Here is a 15,584-nt window from a genome sequence, read left to right as displayed (position 1 = left end):
CGCCTCAACGCCAAAGCACGCGAGGCGCGTGCCGCTTACGCCAATGCAACTTGACAATCCAGATAGTCGCTCATCCCGAGGAGCACGCTTAGCGCGCGTCTCGAGGGATGGGCCACGGGCTCGATTGGGCCTCGTGGTTCGAGACGGCGCTTCGCGCCTCCTCACCATGAGGGGAGAGAGTTCTCGCGTGCGCTAAACCAGCTTGAAGGCGATGTAGAAGCCGAGCACCAGCACGATCGCGCCGATTGCGACCCAGAAGCCCAGCCGCTTCTCCAATTCCTTGCGGATGAAGTCGCCGTAGCGGTTGAGCAGGACCGCGACAATGAAGAAGCGGCCGCCGCGCGCGACGATGGAGCACAGGATGAACAGCCAGATGTTATAGCCGGCGAAGCCCGAGGTGATGGTGACGAGCTTATAGGGGATCGGGGTCAGGCCCTTGAGCAGGATGATCACCGCACCCCATTCGGCATAGGAGGCGCGGAAGGCGTCCACCTTGTCGCCGAGGCCGTAGATGGTGATCAGCCAATGGCCGACCGAGTCATAGAGCAGCGCGCCGATGGCGTAGCCGAGCACGCCGCCGGCGACCGACGCGATCGTGCAGACGGTGGCGAACCACCAGGCGCGCCTCGGCTGCGCCAGCGACATCGGCAGCAGCATGATGTCGGGCGGAACCGGGAAGAATGAGCTCTCAGCGAAGGCGACGGCGGCCAAAATCCACAGCGCGTAGGGTTTGTCGGCGGCGTCGATGCACCAGTCGTAGATCCGTTTCAGCATGGGCGCGATCAACCATCATGGAGCGCATTTGTCCATGCCGGCAAAAGAGGATTGTTGGCGGGTCAGCGCCGCTTCCGCAGGCTGCTTTCGAGCGCGACAATTCGCCGCCGCACGACCGGCTCGGCCGACGGCTTGGCCAGTCTGGCTCCGGTCTTCGGCAGTTTTTCGGCGATTCCGAGTAAATGCTCGCGCCGTTCCATCTCTTTCCAGACATCCTCCGGCTTCACCCCGGCGGCTGCCCACAAAACAGTCAGGTTATAGAGAAGGTCGGCGCTCTCGCGCACCACGGCGTCGGTCTTGCCGCTGAGGGCGTCGATCACGACCTCGATCGCTTCCTCGGCCAGCTTCTTGGCCATTTTTGACGGCCCGCGCTGAAACAATCGGGCGGTGCGCGACGTCGCCGGATCAAGATGCCGGGCCGCGAGAACCGCCTGATAGAGCCGATCGAGCGAATCACTCATTCCTCAAGCCTAATTCAAACCTCTGGCCAGCGTGTTAACATGCTGGCCAATGGGCGAAAAAAATCCACCGGCCGCGCGGGCCGGTGGCCTCATCTCGATCAAAATCGCGTTTACCAGCTCGCGAGCGGGTGACCGCGATAGTACGGCACGCCGCGGCCATAGCCGCCGCCGTAGTAATACGGGCCGCCGCCATAATAGGCCGGGCCACCGTAATAGACCGGGCCGCCACCATAGTAGCCGTAGGAATCATAGTAATCGCGGCGGTTCTGGGCGGCGGCGATCGCAAGCCCCGCGCCGACGATGCCGGCAAAGGCTGCCGCAGCAGCCGCGCCGCCACCGCCACCGCGATAATATCGCCGGCGGGCGCTGATATCGGTGACGTCGCTGGTGCCGGTCTGCGCCGTGACCTCCTTGGCCTTCGGGGCCGAGCCCGCATAGGCCATCGACGGCTCGACCGCCGTCAGCGCGACCGCCGCGACGGTAGCCAGTGCGGCTGCGCGGCCGATCGATGAAAACACACCTTTTCGCGCAAACATCTGAGTAGTCCTCCGTGGAAGCTCGGCCCGTCGGGCCACTCATAGCCAACCACGGGTGCGATCCTAAGTTCCCCAAACCAAACGCAGGCTGAACGATCCCTGGCGAAATCGTGGCAGTCATCAAGCATTCAGGTTAGAAACGGCAGAATGGCACCGTTGAACGGGCGAAAACGCGCGTTCGGTGTCACGAAACAGATATACCCAGCGCGACAGATTGTCTCGCGTCTCCTGACGTCATCATGCGCGTAACCCTGACCTCCACCCGCCGCGATTTCCTGGGCCTTGCGATCGGCCTCGGCGCCAGCCTGTGCTCTCGCGCAAGCCGCGCACAGAGCGCAGGCGCCGCCAAGCAGCCGATCACGATCCAGCTTACGCTCGACCGCCCGATCGACGCGGCGGTGTCGCCCTTCGTGATGGCAGGCGTCGGCGGATCGTTCGGCGCGGAGGGGCTTGCGGTCACCACCAACATCGCGGGCGGATCGCAGGACGCGATCGGGCGCGTCAGCGCGGGGATGAGCGATTTCGCGCTGGTCGACATCAACACGCTGATCCGCGCGCGCGACCGGAATGGCGCCGCACCGGTCAAGGCGATCTTCGTGCTGTTCAACCACGCGCCCTACGCCATCATCGCGCGCAGGAGCCGCGGCATCCGTGCGCTCTCCGATATCGAGGGCAAGAATCTCGGCGTCGCCGAAGGCGATCTCTCGATCCGGCTGTGGCCCGCGGTCGCCAGGCAGAACGGCATCAAGCCGCAAAGCGTGAAGCAGAACAGCATCAGCGCCGCGGTCCGCGAGCCGATGCTGTCGGCGGGACAGGTCGACGCGGTCACCGGCTTCTCCTATCTGTCGGCGATCAACCTGCGCGATCGCGGCGTGCCGGCGGACGATCTCGCAGTGCTGCGCTTCGCCGACTACGGCTGCGAGGCCTATGGCGCCGCGCTGATCGTCAACCCGAACTTGGCAGCCGCCAAGCCCGAGGCCGTGAAGGGCTTTGTGCGGGCGGTGATCACGGGAACACATCTTGCGATCAAGGAACCCGCACAAGCGGTCACCGAAGTGGTGAGCCGCATGGATGCCGGCTCACGCGAACTGGAATCCGAGCGGCTGCGCGCCATCATCGGCGACAACATCCTCACCGCGGAAGTGAAGCAGCACGGCCTCGGCGGCATCGATACGGTCAGGTTCGAGCGGTCGATCGACCAGATCGCGGAGGATTTCAAATTCCAGAAGCGGCCGACCGCGGCGGATATTTTCGATGACGCATTCCTGCCGCCGGCCGACGCGCGCGTGGTGAATTGAGCAAGAGTAGCGCCGCGCCCGTCATTGCGAGGAGCGACAGCGACGAAGCAATCCACGCCTCCGCAAGCGGAGATATGGATTGCTTCGCTCCGCTCGCAATGACGTGGAGAAACGGCGGGAAAGAGCATCGCGCTCTGGTTCTTGCCCGCGATCCCGGATTAGAATGGCGGCATGTCGCTGCTTCGTCTTTATGTTCGCGTGCTCGAATTGCTCGGCAAGGAGGCGCGGCTCGGCTGGATCCTGGCCGGCGCCAATCTCTTGCTCGCCTGCGCGCAATTCGCCGAGCCGGTGCTGTTCGGCAAGATCGTCGACGTGCTTTCGGGCAAGCCGGTCACCGGGCTGATCGCATCCACCTCGCCATGGCCGCTGCTCGCGGCCTGGGTCGCGTTCGGCCTGTTCACGATCGGGTGTAGTGCCATCGTGGCGCTGCATGCCGACCGGCTCGCGCATCGCCAGCGGCAGGCGGTTCTGACCGATTATTTCGAGCACATCCTGCAACTGCCATTGACCTTTCACACCGGCACCCATTCGGGACGGCTGATGAAAGTGATGCTGAACGGCACGGACGCGCTGTGGCGGCTCTGGCTCGGCTTCTTCCGCGAGCATTTTGCCGCGATCCTGTCGCTGGTCGTGCTGTTGCCGCTCTCGCTCTACATCAACTGGCGACTCGCGATCCTCCTGTTCGCGCTCTGCGTCGTCTTCACCGTGCTGACCACGCTGGTGGTACGCAAGACCTACGGCATGCAGAGCGAGGTCGAGGAGCACTACAGCGATCTCTCCGCGCGCGCCTCCGACGCGCTCGGCAATGTGGCGCTGGTGCAGAGCTTCGTCCGCATCGACTCCGAGGTGCAAGGCCTGCGCTTCGTCGCCGACAAGCTGCTCGCTGCGCAGATGCCTGTGCTGTCATGGTGGGCGCTGGTGACCGTGATCACCCGTGCCTCCACCACCATCACCGTGCTTGCGATCTTCACGGTCGGCATCGTGCTGAACCAGCAAGGACTGACTTCGGTCGGCGAGATCGTGATGTTCGTCTCCTTCGCGACCATGCTGATCCAGAAGCTCGAGCAGGTGGTGGGCTTCATCAACAACGTGTTCATGGAAGCGCCGCGCTTGAAGGAATTTTTCAACGTGCTGGACGCGGTGCCGGCGGTGCGCGACCGTCCCGGCGCGATGGATGCAGGCCGGCTGTCGGGCCTCATCGAATTCAACGACGTCTCCTTCTCCTACGACGGCAAGCGTCCGGCGGTGGAGGATCTGACCTTCACCGCGCTGCCTGGCCAGACCATCGCGCTGGTCGGCTCGACCGGCGCCGGCAAGTCGACCGCGATCGCGCTGCTGCACCGCGCCTTCGATCCGCAGTCGGGCATCATCAAGATCGACGGCATGGATATCCGCGCGCTGAAGCTGACCGCGCTGCGCAGGAACATCGGCGTGGTGTTCCAGGAGGCGCTGTTGTTCAACCGCTCGCTCGCCGAGAACCTGCGCGTCGGCAAACCTGATGCCACCGACGAGGAACTTCGCACGGCCGCGGCGCGGGCGCAGGCGCTGGAATTCATCGAGCGCAGCGAGAAGGGATTCGACACCCATGCCGGCGAGCGCGGCCGCATGCTGTCGGGCGGCGAGCGGCAGCGCCTGTCGATCGCCCGCGCGCTGCTCAAGGACCCGCCGATCCTGATCCTGGACGAGGCCACCAGCGCGCTGGATGCCGTCACCGAGGCCAAGGTCAACGCCGCTCTCGATGAAGTGATGAAAGGCCGCACCACCTTCGTGATCGCGCATCGCCTCTCCACCATCCGCCACGCCACCCGCATCCTGATGTTCGACAACGGCAGGGTGATCGAAAGCGGAACTTTCGATGAACTCGTCGCAAAAGGCGGCCGTTTTGCCGATCTCGCGCGGGCCCAATTCATGGTCCAGGAGAACGCGCGAGCAAGCCTGCAGGCGGAATAGGCCGCGCTTCACCGGCCGCGGAATTGTCGAAATTCGGCCGATTTCGTCCACGATTAAATAACCCGGCCTCTGTTCTCCAAAAGCGACCCGGTATAGGGTTTGCACCGCCGCAAAATTGGCCGGCGCCGGACACGCTTGAAACCGGAACGTCACATCTGAAAGCCCACCTTGGCCAAGGCGTTTGTTCAAGGCGGGTCTTCAATCAGGACCGGACCAGGATAGTGCACCTTCTTCGCCCGCTGCTTCGCCGATCGCTTCTCCTCTTCGTCGCCGCCGCGGCCCTCGCGCTTGCGCCGCGCGCGACCAAGGCGGAGGCGCTGCTGGTGGTGGAAGCCGATAGCGGAAAGGTGCTGCAGGCCGACAACGCGACCATGCCTTGGTATCCCGCATCGGTCACCAAGCTGATGACAGCCTATGTGTCGTTGAAGGCGGTGAAGGACGGCCGCATCTCGCTCGACACGCTGCTCACGGTCTCGCCGACGGCGGCCTCGCAGTCGCCGTCGAAGATGGGTTTCCGTCCGGGCACGCAGGTCACCGTCGACAATGCGCTGAAGATGATGCTGGTGAAGTCGGCCAACGACATGGCGGTCGTGCTCGCCGAAGGCGTCGGCGGATCGATCGACGGCTTCTCCGCGATGATGAACGAGACCGCGCAGAAGCTCGGCATGACGCAGACGAGCTACGTCAATCCGAACGGGCTGCCCGCGGACGGCCAGATCACCTCCGCACGTGACCTTGCGATCCTCGCCCGCGCCATCATCCGCGATCTTCCCGAATACGAATATTTCGTGCACATCCCCTCGATCCGCTTCGGCCGCCGGACCACGCAGAACTTCAACCGCCTGATCGGCCGCTATCCCGGCGCCGACGGTTTCAAGACCGGCTTTATCTGCGCCTCCGGCTACAACCTCGTGGCGTCGGCGACGCGCGACGGCAAGCGGCTGATCGCGGTGGTGCTCGGCGCCTCGTCGGGCCGGATGCGCGCGGTGCGCGCGGCGCAACTGCTCGATCGCGGTTTTGCCAATAACAACCTGTCCTGGCTCCGCCCTTCGTTGGGCACAGTCGAGAGTCTGGCGCCGATCGACGCTACGCCGCCGAACCTGCGCGATGAGATGTGCGGCCCCAAGCGCAAGCGGCCCGCAAGTGATGAGGACGAGGACACCGTCGCCAGCACCAGCAGCAGCAGCGGCGAGACCGGCGCGACCTTCTTCGCCGCCAACCTGCCGCCGCCGATCTTCAAGCCCGCCGACTTGCTGGCGCAGCCGGCGGAGCCGTCCGAGCCGGTCGTGGTCTATACCGGCCCGACCCGGACGGGTGCGGCTTTGATCGCCGCGGTCGCGGCGGACACCGAGAAGGACACGCCAAAGCCGCGCAAGAAGAAGACGCATGTCGCGGCCAAGAAGCCGGACGCGTCTGCGGACGCGAAATCAGATGGCAAGTCCGACGCCAAGCCGGCTGCAAAGCAGGCCAAGGCAGATACGAAGGCGGATACCAAGCAAGCCGCCAAGCCGGAAGCCAAGCCAGCGGCGAAGCCTGCCGCCGTCCACCATGCCAATGCCAAGTCGGCCAATGCCAAGTCGGATGGCGCGGCGGCAAAGCCTTCGGAGAAGCCGGCTGCCACCGCGGGCGACAAGCCAGCCGCCAAGCCGGCGAAGCCGAAGGCGGCGGCCAAGCCGAAGAACGACGGCAAGCCGGCCAGTTAACCGCGCCGCAACATCCCCCGATTTGCTGATGCGTCGAACGGGCGCGGGCGGCTTGCCATCGGCCGCCGGCTAGCCCAATACTGCCAAAAAGAAGGCAGTCCGGGCCACGGTCCGGGGACGAGGAGAGGGGATTTCCATGGAGCGCATCTGGCTCAAGTACTACCCGGCCGGCGTGCCCGCCGACATCGACGTCACGCAATACTCATCGCTGGTTGAGCTGCTCGAGGAGAGCTTTGCGAAGTTCGCCGACCGCAAGGCCTTCATCTGCATGGACAAGGCGATCACCTATCGCGAGCTCGACGAGATGTCGACCGCGCTCGGCGCCTATCTGCAGAGCCTCGGCCTGCAAAAGGGCGCGCGCGTCGCGCTGATGATGCCGAACGTGCTGCAATATCCGATCTCGACCGCCGCCGTGCTGCGTGCCGGATACGCCGCCGTCAACGTCAACCCGCTCTACACCCCGCGCGAGCTCGAGCACCAGCTCAAGGATTCCGGCGCAGAAGCCATCATCGTTCTGGAGAATTTCGCTGCCACCGTGCAGCAGGTGCTGGGCAAGACCTCGGTCAAGCACGTCATCGTCGGCAGCATGGGCGACCTGCTTGGCTTCAAGGGCGTGATCGTCAATCTGGTGGTGCGCCGGGTGAAGAAGATGGTGCCGCCGTTCTCGATCCCGCGCGCCGTCGCATTCAACACTGCTGTCGCCGCAGGCCGGGGCATGAAGCTCAACCGGCCCAGGATCACGCCCGATGACGTCGCCTTCCTGCAATATACCGGCGGCACCACCGGCGTCTCCAAGGGAGCCACCCTGCTCCACCGCAACATCGTCGCCAACGTGCTGCAGAACGACGCCTGGCTGCAGCCGGCGATCAAGAAGCCGCCGCATGTCGACCAGCTCTTCATCGTCTGCGCGCTGCCGCTCTACCACATCTTCGCGCTGACCGCCTGCTATCTGCTGGCGGTGCGCGCCGGCGGCGTCAACCTCCTGATCCCGAACCCGCGCGATCTGCCCGGCTTCGTCAAGGAGCTCGCGAAATACCAGATCAACAGCTTTCCCGCCGTCAACACGCTCTACAACGGCCTGTTGAATACGCCCGGCTTCGACAAGCTCGACTTCTCCAAGCTGAAGACCTCCTTCGGCGGCGGCATGGCGACGCAAAAGCCGGTGGCCGAGAAATGGCTGGCGGTGACCGGCTGCGCGCTGTCGGAAGGCTACGGCTTGTCCGAGACCTCGCCGACGCTGACCTGCAACCCCGCCGACACCGACAAGTTCTCCGGCTCGATCGGCCTGCCCGTGCCTTCGACTTATCTCTCGATCCGCGACGATGACGGCAATGAACTGCCGCTCGGACAGGCCGGCGAGATCTGCGCCAAGGGTCCGCAGGTGATGTCGGGCTACTGGAACCGGCCGGACGAGACCGCGCGGGTGATGACTGCGGACGGCTATTTCCGCACCGGCGACATCGGGGTGATGGACGAGAACGGCTACACCAAGATCGTCGACCGCAAGAAGGACATGATCCTCGTCTCCGGCTTCAACGTCTATCCGAACGAGATCGAGGAAGTGATCGCGAGCCATCCGGGCGTGCTCGAATGCGCCGTGATCGGTGTGTCCGACGTCAAGACCAGCGAGGCGGTCAAAGCCTTCATCGTCCGCAAGGACCCGAGCCTCACCGCCGAGGAGATCATCAAGTTCTGCGGCACCCAGCTCACCAACTACAAGGTGCCGAAGCAGATCGAGTTCAGGACCGAGCTGCCGAAGACCAATGTCGGAAAGATCCTGCGCCGCGAATTGCGCGACGAGAAGAAGCCGGCGGCTGCGGCCTGAATTCGCGCGCCAGCGGACGTTCGGACCATGATTGACGTTCGCGATGTCACGCCGGGCGAGATCCTGGCGTTCTGGCGCGCGGCCGGCCCCGATCGCTGGTACGCGGGCGACGATGCGTTCGATGCGGAAATACGCGACCGCTATCTCGAGCTCTGGCGGAAGGCGGCGGGCGGCGAGTTGTCGTCATGGGAGACGATCGACGACGGCGCGCTGGCGCTGGTCATCATGCTCGATCAGTTTCCCCGCAACATGTTCCGCGGCGACGCGCTGACCTATTCAAGCGACGCGCTGGCGCGGGAGGTGGCGCATCGGGCCATCGACCGCGGGGTGGATGCGCGGATCGACCCCGACCTGCTCGAATTCCTCTACATGCCCTTCATGCATTCGGAGCATCTGCCCGACCAGATCCGCTGCATCGAGCTGTTCCGGAACATCGGCAATACGGAGCAGCTCGAATATGCGGAGGGGCACGCCGATATCATCCGGCGGTTCGGCCGCTTTCCTCACCGCAACCGCATCCTGCGGCGCGCGACCACGCCCGAAGAGCAGGCCTTCCTGGACGAAGGCGGATTTTCCGGATGATGACGGAACGGTGAAGGCGCGCGGCCGTTGCGGTTTTGACGCTCGCGAATATTGTGCCCGCAAGCTGCACGGTCTACAAAACATCAGCTCATTCAGGGAGACTGGACGATGACGATCCAAGTTGGCGGCAAGCTGCCGGATGCCAAGTTTCGCGTGATGACCGACGAAGGTCCGCAGGTGCGGACCACCGATGATGTCTTCAAGGGCAAGAAGGTGGCGCTGTTCGCCGTGCCCGGCGCCTACACCGGCACCTGCCACAAGATGCATCTGCCGAGCATCTTCCTCAACGCCTACGCCATCAAGGACAAGGGCGTCGACACCATCGCGATCGTCTCGGTCAACGATGCCTTCGTCATGAACGCCTGGAAGCGCGACACCGACCAGCGCGACGAGGCGCTGTTCCTCGCCGACGGCAACGCCGATTTCACCAAGGCGATCGGCATGGAGCTCGATGCCTCCGGCAACGGGCTCGGCATCCGCTCCAAGCGCTATTCGATGCTGGTCGAGGACGGCGTGGTGAAGAAGCTCAACCTCGAACCCGCCCCGGGCAAGGTCGAGGTCTCCGGCGGCGACACGCTGCTGGCGCAGCTCTAAGCTTCCCCCCGTCATTGCGAGGAGCGTAGCGACGAAGCAATCCACGCCTCAGCAAGCGGCGAAATGGATTGCTTCGCTTCGCTCGCAATGACGGACGACGACGGAGAGGCCGTAGGGTGGGCAAAGCGAAGCGTGCCCACCGTTTTTTGCACCGAACGTGGATGGTGGGCACGCTGCGCTTTGCCCACCCTACCAACTACGAACCGCCGACTTTTTCCTTCAGCCGCGCCATGGCGACGCCTTCGCGGGCGAGCTGGTCGGCGCGCTCGTTTTCGGCGTGGCCGGCGTGGCCCTTGATCCAGTGCCAGCGCACCTCGTGCGGCTTCAGCGCGGCATCGAGCCGCTGCCATAGCTCGACATTCTTCACCGGCTTCTTGTCGGCGGTGCGCCAGCCGTTCTTCTTCCAGCCGAAGATCCAGCCGGTGATGCCCTGGCGGACATATTGGCTGTCGGTGGTGAGATCGACCACGCAGGGCTTCTTCAGCGCCTCCAGCGCCGAAATCGCCGCCATCAATTCCATGCGGTTGTTGGTGGTGTGGGCCTCGCCGCCCTTCAATTCCTTCTCGACGTCGCCGAATTTCAGGATTGCGCCCCAGCCGCCCGGGCCGGGATTGCCCGAGCAGGCGCCATCGGTGAAAACAGTCACATGCGGCTTTTCGCTCACGCCACGCACCCCGCCTGCGTCACGCCGTAGTCGCTGAGCGTCTTCACGCTCTGCTGGAAGCGCAGCTTGCGCACATATTCCAGCGGGTCCTTGGGCTTCACCAGCGCACCTGGCGGCACGTTGAGGAAATCGACCAAACGCGTCAGCAGGAAGCGCAGCGCGGCGCCGCGCGCGAGCAGCGGCAGCGCCGCCTGCTCTCCTTCCGACAACGGCCGCGCCCGGCCATATGCATTGAGGAGCGCGCGCGCTTTCGTCGCGTTGAAGGAATGGTCCGGCTCGAAGCACCAGGCATTGAGGCAGATCGCCACGTCATAAGCCAGGATGTCGTTGCAGGAGAACGGGAAGTCGATCAGCCCCGACAGTTTGTCGCCGAGGAAGAACACGTTGTCCGGAAACAGATCGGCATGGATGACGCCGACCGGCAGATCGGTAGGCCAATTCGCCTCGAGATAGCCAAGCTCGCGCTCGACGAAATCGCGCAGGCCCGCCTGCACGCTGTCGGCGCGCGAGCCGGCAAGATCGAACAGCGGCCGCCAGCCGGCAACCGAGAGCGGGTTCTGCCGGAACATCGGGAAATCGAGCCCGGCAAGATGCATCTTCGCCAGCGCCTCGCCGACGGCACCGCAATGTCCGACATTCGGCCGCCGCGGCCACATGCCTTCGAGGAAATTGATGACCGCCGCCGGCCGCCCCGCGAGCCGGCTATAGACCTCACCGTTGCGGTTTCGCGCCGGCTGCGGGCAGCTCACGCCGCGCTCGGCGAGATGCGCCATCAGCGACAGGAAATACGGAAGGTCATCCTCCGCCACGCGCTTCTCGTAGAGCGTCAGGATGAACGAGCCGCAGCTCGTGTGCAGCAGGAAGTTCGAGTTCTCGACGCCCTCGGCGATCCCCTTGTAGGAGAGGAGATCGCCGATGTCGTAACCTCTAAGGAATTCCGCTAGCTCTTCGGCGGCGACGTCGGTGTAGACCGCCATAAACGACTACTCGGCGGCGGCTTCAGGACGCAGCGAGCGCGGCAGCGGGAAGAACTCGTTTTCTTCCGCGGCCGAGACGGTCTCGACATGCAATTCAAAGCGCTCGGCGAACGCGTCCATGATCTCTTCGACGATCACTTCCGGCGCGGAGGCGCCGGCCGTGATGCCGAGGCTGCTGATGCCCTCAAAGCGATCCCAGTCGATGTCGCTGGCACGCTGCGCCAGCACCGCGATCGGGCAGCCCTCGCGCTCGGCGACCTCGCGCAGGCGCTGCGAGTTGGAGGAGTTCGGCGCGCCGACCACGATCAGCGCATCGACCACCGGAGCCACCTTCTTCACCGCGAGCTGGCGGTTGGTGGTGGCATAGCAGATGTCTTCCTTGTGCGGCCCGTTGACGTTCGGGAAGCGCTCCTTGAGCAGCGCGACGATCTCGGCGGTATCGTCGATCGACAGCGTGGTCTGGGTCACAAAGGCGAGGTTGTTGGGATCCTTCGGGGTGAAGGTCTTGGCGTCCTCGGCGGTCTCGATCAGGGTCACGGCGCCCGCAGGCAACTGGCCGAGCGTGCCGACCACCTCCGGGTGGTGGGAATGCCCGATCAGGAGGATCTCGCGGCCACGCTTGAAATGGATCGCGGCTTCCCGGTGCACCTTGGTGACCAGCGGACAGGTGGCGTCCAGCGAGAACAAATGGCGTGCCTGCGCATCCGCCGGAACCGACTTTGGAACCCCATGAGCGGAAAAAACCACCGGTGCGCTGGTATTCGCGGGGATTTCGGCCAGTTCCTCGACAAAAATCGCGCCCTTCTTCTTCAGGCCGTCCACGACATATTTATTGTGGACGATCTCGTGCCGGACATAAACCGGGGCGCCGTAGATCGTCAGCGCCCGTTCCACGGTGTCGATGGCCCGGACCACCCCGGCACAAAAGCCGCGTGGCGAACAAAGCACGATTCTCAGGTCTGGTTTGGCTGGCATGGAGCGATCTCGCGACCGAATCACCCCTTGCCGGCGGGCAGGGAACGGTCAGTTGGGTAAGGACTTTAGCCGGACTTGGGCTCGGTTTCGGACGGTGTCAAGGCACTCTAGCAGAACCATTGCGCCACCGGTACCCGAAGGATTATATAGGGCTTAATTCCCGTCATCGCTGATGACCCCCCGGTTTCGCCTCCAAAGAGGTGGGCGAAGCACAAAGGAGATTTGCCATGAGCAACGCACCTCTGATGCCCAAGGCGACCGCCGTCTGGCTACTCGATAATACCGCGCTGACCTTCGACCAGGTCGCCGATTTCACCAAGATGCACCCGTTGGAGGTCCGCGCCATCGCGGACGGCGACGCCGCCCAGGGCATCAAGGGCATGGACCCGATCTCGACCGGCCAATTGAGCCGCGACGAGATCGAAAAGGGCGAAAGGGACCCCAACTATCGCCTCAGGCTCGGCGAGAGCAAGGTGGTGCTGCCGGCCGCCGCCAAGCGCAAGGGCCCGCGCTATACGCCGGTGTCGCGCCGCCATGAGCGACCGAGCGCGATCCTGTGGCTGGTCCGCAACCACCCCGAACTGAAGGACGCCCAGATCATGCGGTTGGTCGGAACCACCAAGACCACGATCGCCAGCGTCCGCGACCGCACCCACTGGAACACCTCCACGCTGACCCCGATGGACCCGGTGACGCTCGGCCTGTGCTCGCAGATCGAGCTCGACTTCGAGGTGCAGCGCGCCGCCAAGGAGAAGCCAGCCACCGCCACCTATGGTGGCGCCACGCTGCTGCCGGCCTCCGAGACCACGCGGAAGGAGCCGGAGTTCGAGCCCGCCGAGAGAAAGGGCGACGACCTCAACGTCGACGCCGTGTTCGCCAAGCTGAAGACGATCGGCGGCAAGAAAGAAGAGCAGGAAGAATAAGGCTGCCTCGCATTCGGTACGAGGCATGCGAAACGCGGCGGATCAACCCGCCGCGTTTTTGTTGGAGTGATGCAGCAGCCGCGCCCCGGTGGCGGGTGATGACGGCGGATGGCCGCCCTCACGCCTTTTTCAGGAACTCCGTGCGCAGGACCAGGCCCTTAATCTTGTCGGTCCGACCTTCGATTTCGTCCTCGTTGTCGGTGAGGTGGATGTTCTTGATCACCGTGCCGCGCTTCAAGACCGTGGACGAGCCTTTCAGCTTCAGGTCCTTGATCAGCGTGACGCTATCGCCTTCGGCGAGCAGCGCGCCGTTTGAATCCCTAACCTTGATGTCCATGTGATGCTTTCCGCGGCGCGCGCTGAGATGGGAATGATCTCATCTCTTAATTTGAGCATGATCTCCGCGCAAACGCTTCGCGTTTGTCGCGAGGGAAAATCGGTTTCCACTTTTCCGGATCATGCTCTAGCGCAATTCGATCTGGTCCGTCATCTCATGCTGGCTCAGCACCAAGGCGGCCAGCGGCGCCGGAGCCCGGCTCCCGGCGCCGCCGTCCCCCGCGGCGTCAGAACTTGTAGACGACGCCGCCGCCCACCAGCCACGGATCGATATTGGCGCGCCCGGTGACTGGAATTGCGTTGTTGACAGTTGCCGAGTAGTCCGGCCGCAGCCACAGCTTCTTCACGTCGACGTTGAGGCCCCAGTGGCGGTCGAGCATGTAGTCGAAGCCGAACTGAACCGCGGCGCCGACCTGGTTGCTGATGTGCAGATCCGTCACCGCAAGACCGCCGACCGGCGTGTTGGCCGCGGACTGGTTGAAGAACACGGTGTAGTTGATGCCGGCACCGATATACGGCTTGAACGCGCCAAGCCCGGTGAAGTGATATTGCAGGGTCAGCGTCGGCGGCAACAGCCAGGCCTTACCGATGTCGAGCCCGTTGAGCGCCCCGGTACCGCTGATGTGATGCCTGGTCGCGCCAAGGATGAGTTCGGCGGCTAAATTCTCGGTGAAGAAATAGGTGATGTCGAGCTCCGGGATGACCTGATCGCTAATCGAGAGCCCCGAATTCGGTGACGACAGGCCCGGAACGCCGAAGACGTTAACCGAGCTGCCGCCCGCATCCGGCAACACGCCGAGCGCGCGCAGACGGATCATCCAGGGGTTGAAGGTCTCCACCGGCGGCGGTGCCTTCGCCTTGTAGACCGGCGTCGCCGCCAGATCCGCAGCCTGCGCCGACATGGCAGCCCCACCGAACGCCGCCGCAAGCACGAGCGACGCCGTCAAAATTGTTCTTGTCCTCATCAAATTCCCCATCGCCAAGTCTTCCCATCGCCAAGTCCGCGCGGAAAGTCGCGCGTTGCCTCTCTCAGACCAGAAGCGGGACGGTGAAGGATTTGACGCGGATCAAATCAGACGAGACATGGCGTGATTAAGCCACAGCGTTGCAAAAGTATCACGGCAAACGCCGATGCGATCCAGCCGTAGCGGTAACGCATGACCGCGCATCGAGGTCACTATCTGTTTTCGGCCGGCAGCAGCTTCGCCAATGTCTTCAGGACAGCAACGAAGCCGTTGAGCAACTCCGGACCAACCTCGGAATCAAGTTGACCGTGAACTATTGCGTTCCTGACCACAATCGCTGCCCTTAACCTATCGGCTTCTTCCGGCGTAACATATCCCGCAGACCCAAGTACCTCTACGAGACGTGCAGGCGTTTGCGGCCGCTGGAATTGATCCGGAAGCAAGGCTCGGCCGATGGCTTCAAGCGTCGCCCATGCCATCACGAGAGCGGCCAGCGAATGGCCGGCATTACTCAAATCAACGACACGCTGAATCGATTCGTTGATTGCGGCAGTCGAAGCGATCTCCAGCAATTTGCCGGACACTGCGGGTGACGCGTAGAACACCCTGAGCTCCCAATCATCGCGATCGGCAAACAGAGATTGCAGCGTTTTTATCTTCTGAGTGGAGCCTGTGTTTGAGCCGACAACTTCAATTGCGATCTTCTTATCCTTTCTGAGAGCGATGGCGTCCGGCCTATACTCTTGCATAAAGGGCGGAAGGATTGATGGAGACGGGTTTATGTAGACGTCAAATCCCTCCGCCTGATAGCGGGGCAGAAGACTTTCGATCACTTCGGCTTCGCTGCTTCCAGGGACACTCGTCATGTCAGATCCTCGAATGGATCGTTCGACAACCGAACATATAAAATAGGCTTGGTTCTATTTAGCGCGTCCTGCAGGGTCGGACTAGGCCGTGTGGACAGTTACCTTATCCAGAGCAGAGTGGCGGCAATGGCGACGACGGCGAAGTAGTTTCGCGC

At 63.6% G+C, this 15,584-nt stretch carries 16 protein-coding genes; 7 read left to right on the top strand and 9 right to left on the bottom strand.

What is annotated here, in order from left to right:
- Positions 1-192 precede the first annotated feature (192 nt).
- From AAFX91_RS28905 to AAFX91_RS28895, 3 genes are all read right to left on the bottom strand, one after another.
- Positions 193-774, bottom strand: coding sequence for a YqaA family protein (locus AAFX91_RS28905; protein ID WP_130577462.1), 582 nt, complete (start codon positions 772-774; stop codon positions 193-195).
- Positions 775-836: 62 nt separating this feature from the next.
- Positions 837-1,235, bottom strand: a complete 399-nt coding sequence (hisE, locus tag AAFX91_RS28900) for a phosphoribosyl-ATP diphosphatase (RefSeq protein ID WP_130577461.1) — start codon at positions 1,233-1,235, stop codon at positions 837-839.
- Positions 1,236-1,345: 110 nt separating this feature from the next.
- On the bottom strand, positions 1,346-1,771 hold the full coding sequence (locus tag AAFX91_RS28895) for a hypothetical protein (protein WP_394568909.1): 426 nt from the start codon (positions 1,769-1,771) through the stop codon (positions 1,346-1,348).
- 239 nt (positions 1,772-2,010) lie between these two features.
- Here AAFX91_RS28895 and AAFX91_RS28890 point away from each other — a divergent pair, with 239 nt between their 5' ends.
- The 6 genes from AAFX91_RS28890 to AAFX91_RS28865 all read left to right on the top strand — a co-directional run bounded on the left by AAFX91_RS28890 (position 2,011) and on the right by AAFX91_RS28865 (position 9,723).
- Positions 2,011-3,069, top strand: a complete 1,059-nt coding sequence (locus tag AAFX91_RS28890) for an ABC transporter substrate-binding protein (RefSeq protein ID WP_394568908.1) — start codon at positions 2,011-2,013, stop codon at positions 3,067-3,069.
- A gap of 171 nt (positions 3,070-3,240) precedes the next feature.
- Positions 3,241-5,019: a glucan ABC transporter ATP-binding protein/ permease gene (locus tag AAFX91_RS28885; RefSeq protein WP_130577458.1), complete on the top strand. Its 1,779-nt coding sequence runs from the start codon at positions 3,241-3,243 to the stop codon at positions 5,017-5,019.
- A gap of 221 nt (positions 5,020-5,240) precedes the next feature.
- Entirely contained in the window at positions 5,241-6,722 is a 1,482-nt protein-coding gene (locus AAFX91_RS28880) for a D-alanyl-D-alanine carboxypeptidase family protein (protein WP_394568907.1), read from the top strand.
- A 136-nt stretch (positions 6,723-6,858) separates the two neighbouring features.
- Positions 6,859-8,547, top strand: a complete 1,689-nt coding sequence (locus AAFX91_RS28875; protein ID WP_394568906.1) for a long-chain fatty acid--CoA ligase — start codon at positions 6,859-6,861, stop codon at positions 8,545-8,547.
- A gap of 27 nt (positions 8,548-8,574) precedes the next feature.
- Positions 8,575-9,129 (top strand): DUF924 family protein, encoded by a 555-nt coding sequence (locus tag AAFX91_RS28870; RefSeq protein WP_394568905.1) that lies wholly within the window; start codon positions 8,575-8,577, stop codon positions 9,127-9,129.
- 108 nt (positions 9,130-9,237) lie between these two features.
- Positions 9,238-9,723 carry a peroxiredoxin gene (locus tag AAFX91_RS28865; protein WP_394568904.1) on the top strand — a complete coding sequence of 162 codons (486 nt, stop codon included), beginning with the start codon at positions 9,238-9,240 and terminating at the stop codon, positions 9,721-9,723.
- A gap of 196 nt (positions 9,724-9,919) precedes the next feature.
- On the opposite strand, the gene rnhA is transcribed toward AAFX91_RS28865, so the two are convergent.
- From rnhA to ispH, 3 genes are read right to left on the bottom strand one after another with little or no spacing between them, the layout of a single operon-like run.
- On the bottom strand, positions 9,920-10,387 hold the full coding sequence (gene rnhA / locus AAFX91_RS28860) for a ribonuclease HI (protein WP_028168254.1): 468 nt from the start codon (positions 10,385-10,387) through the stop codon (positions 9,920-9,922).
- A complete protein-coding gene (locus tag AAFX91_RS28855; RefSeq protein WP_394568903.1) occupies positions 10,384-11,364 on the bottom strand; it encodes a homoserine kinase in 981 nt (326 codons plus the stop codon). The genes rnhA and AAFX91_RS28855 overlap by 4 nt, the downstream gene beginning before the upstream one ends.
- 6 nt (positions 11,365-11,370) lie before the next feature.
- The gene (gene ispH / locus AAFX91_RS28850; RefSeq protein WP_394568902.1) at positions 11,371-12,339 is read right to left on the bottom strand and encodes a 4-hydroxy-3-methylbut-2-enyl diphosphate reductase; all 969 of its coding nucleotides are present in this window, start codon (positions 12,337-12,339) and stop codon (positions 11,371-11,373) included.
- Positions 12,340-12,566: 227 nt separating this feature from the next.
- On the opposite strand from ispH, the gene AAFX91_RS28845 reads away from it, so the two are divergent.
- Positions 12,567-13,262, top strand: coding sequence for a DUF1013 domain-containing protein (locus tag AAFX91_RS28845; protein WP_165420997.1), 696 nt, complete (start codon positions 12,567-12,569; stop codon positions 13,260-13,262).
- Positions 13,263-13,380: 118 nt separating this feature from the next.
- Here AAFX91_RS28845 and AAFX91_RS28840 read toward each other — a convergent pair whose 3' ends face one another.
- The 3 genes from AAFX91_RS28840 to AAFX91_RS28830 all read right to left on the bottom strand — a co-directional run bounded on the left by AAFX91_RS28840 (position 13,381) and on the right by AAFX91_RS28830 (position 15,429).
- Entirely contained in the window at positions 13,381-13,599 is a 219-nt protein-coding gene (locus AAFX91_RS28840; RefSeq protein WP_394568901.1) for an alkylphosphonate utilization protein, read from the bottom strand.
- A gap of 226 nt (positions 13,600-13,825) precedes the next feature.
- Positions 13,826-14,563, bottom strand: coding sequence for an OmpW family protein (locus AAFX91_RS28835; RefSeq protein ID WP_394568900.1), 738 nt, complete (start codon positions 14,561-14,563; stop codon positions 13,826-13,828).
- 212 nt (positions 14,564-14,775) lie between these two features.
- Positions 14,776-15,429, bottom strand: coding sequence for a hypothetical protein (locus tag AAFX91_RS28830; protein ID WP_130577448.1), 654 nt, complete (start codon positions 15,427-15,429; stop codon positions 14,776-14,778).
- Positions 15,430-15,584 lie beyond the last annotated feature (155 nt).

This window comes from Bradyrhizobium sp. 31Argb (genome assembly GCF_043638955.1).
In the GTDB taxonomy this organism is placed as follows: Bacteria; Pseudomonadota; Alphaproteobacteria; order Rhizobiales; family Xanthobacteraceae; genus Bradyrhizobium.
Note: the sequence above shows the minus strand (reverse complement) of the source record. Positions and strands in the feature narration are given on the sequence as shown.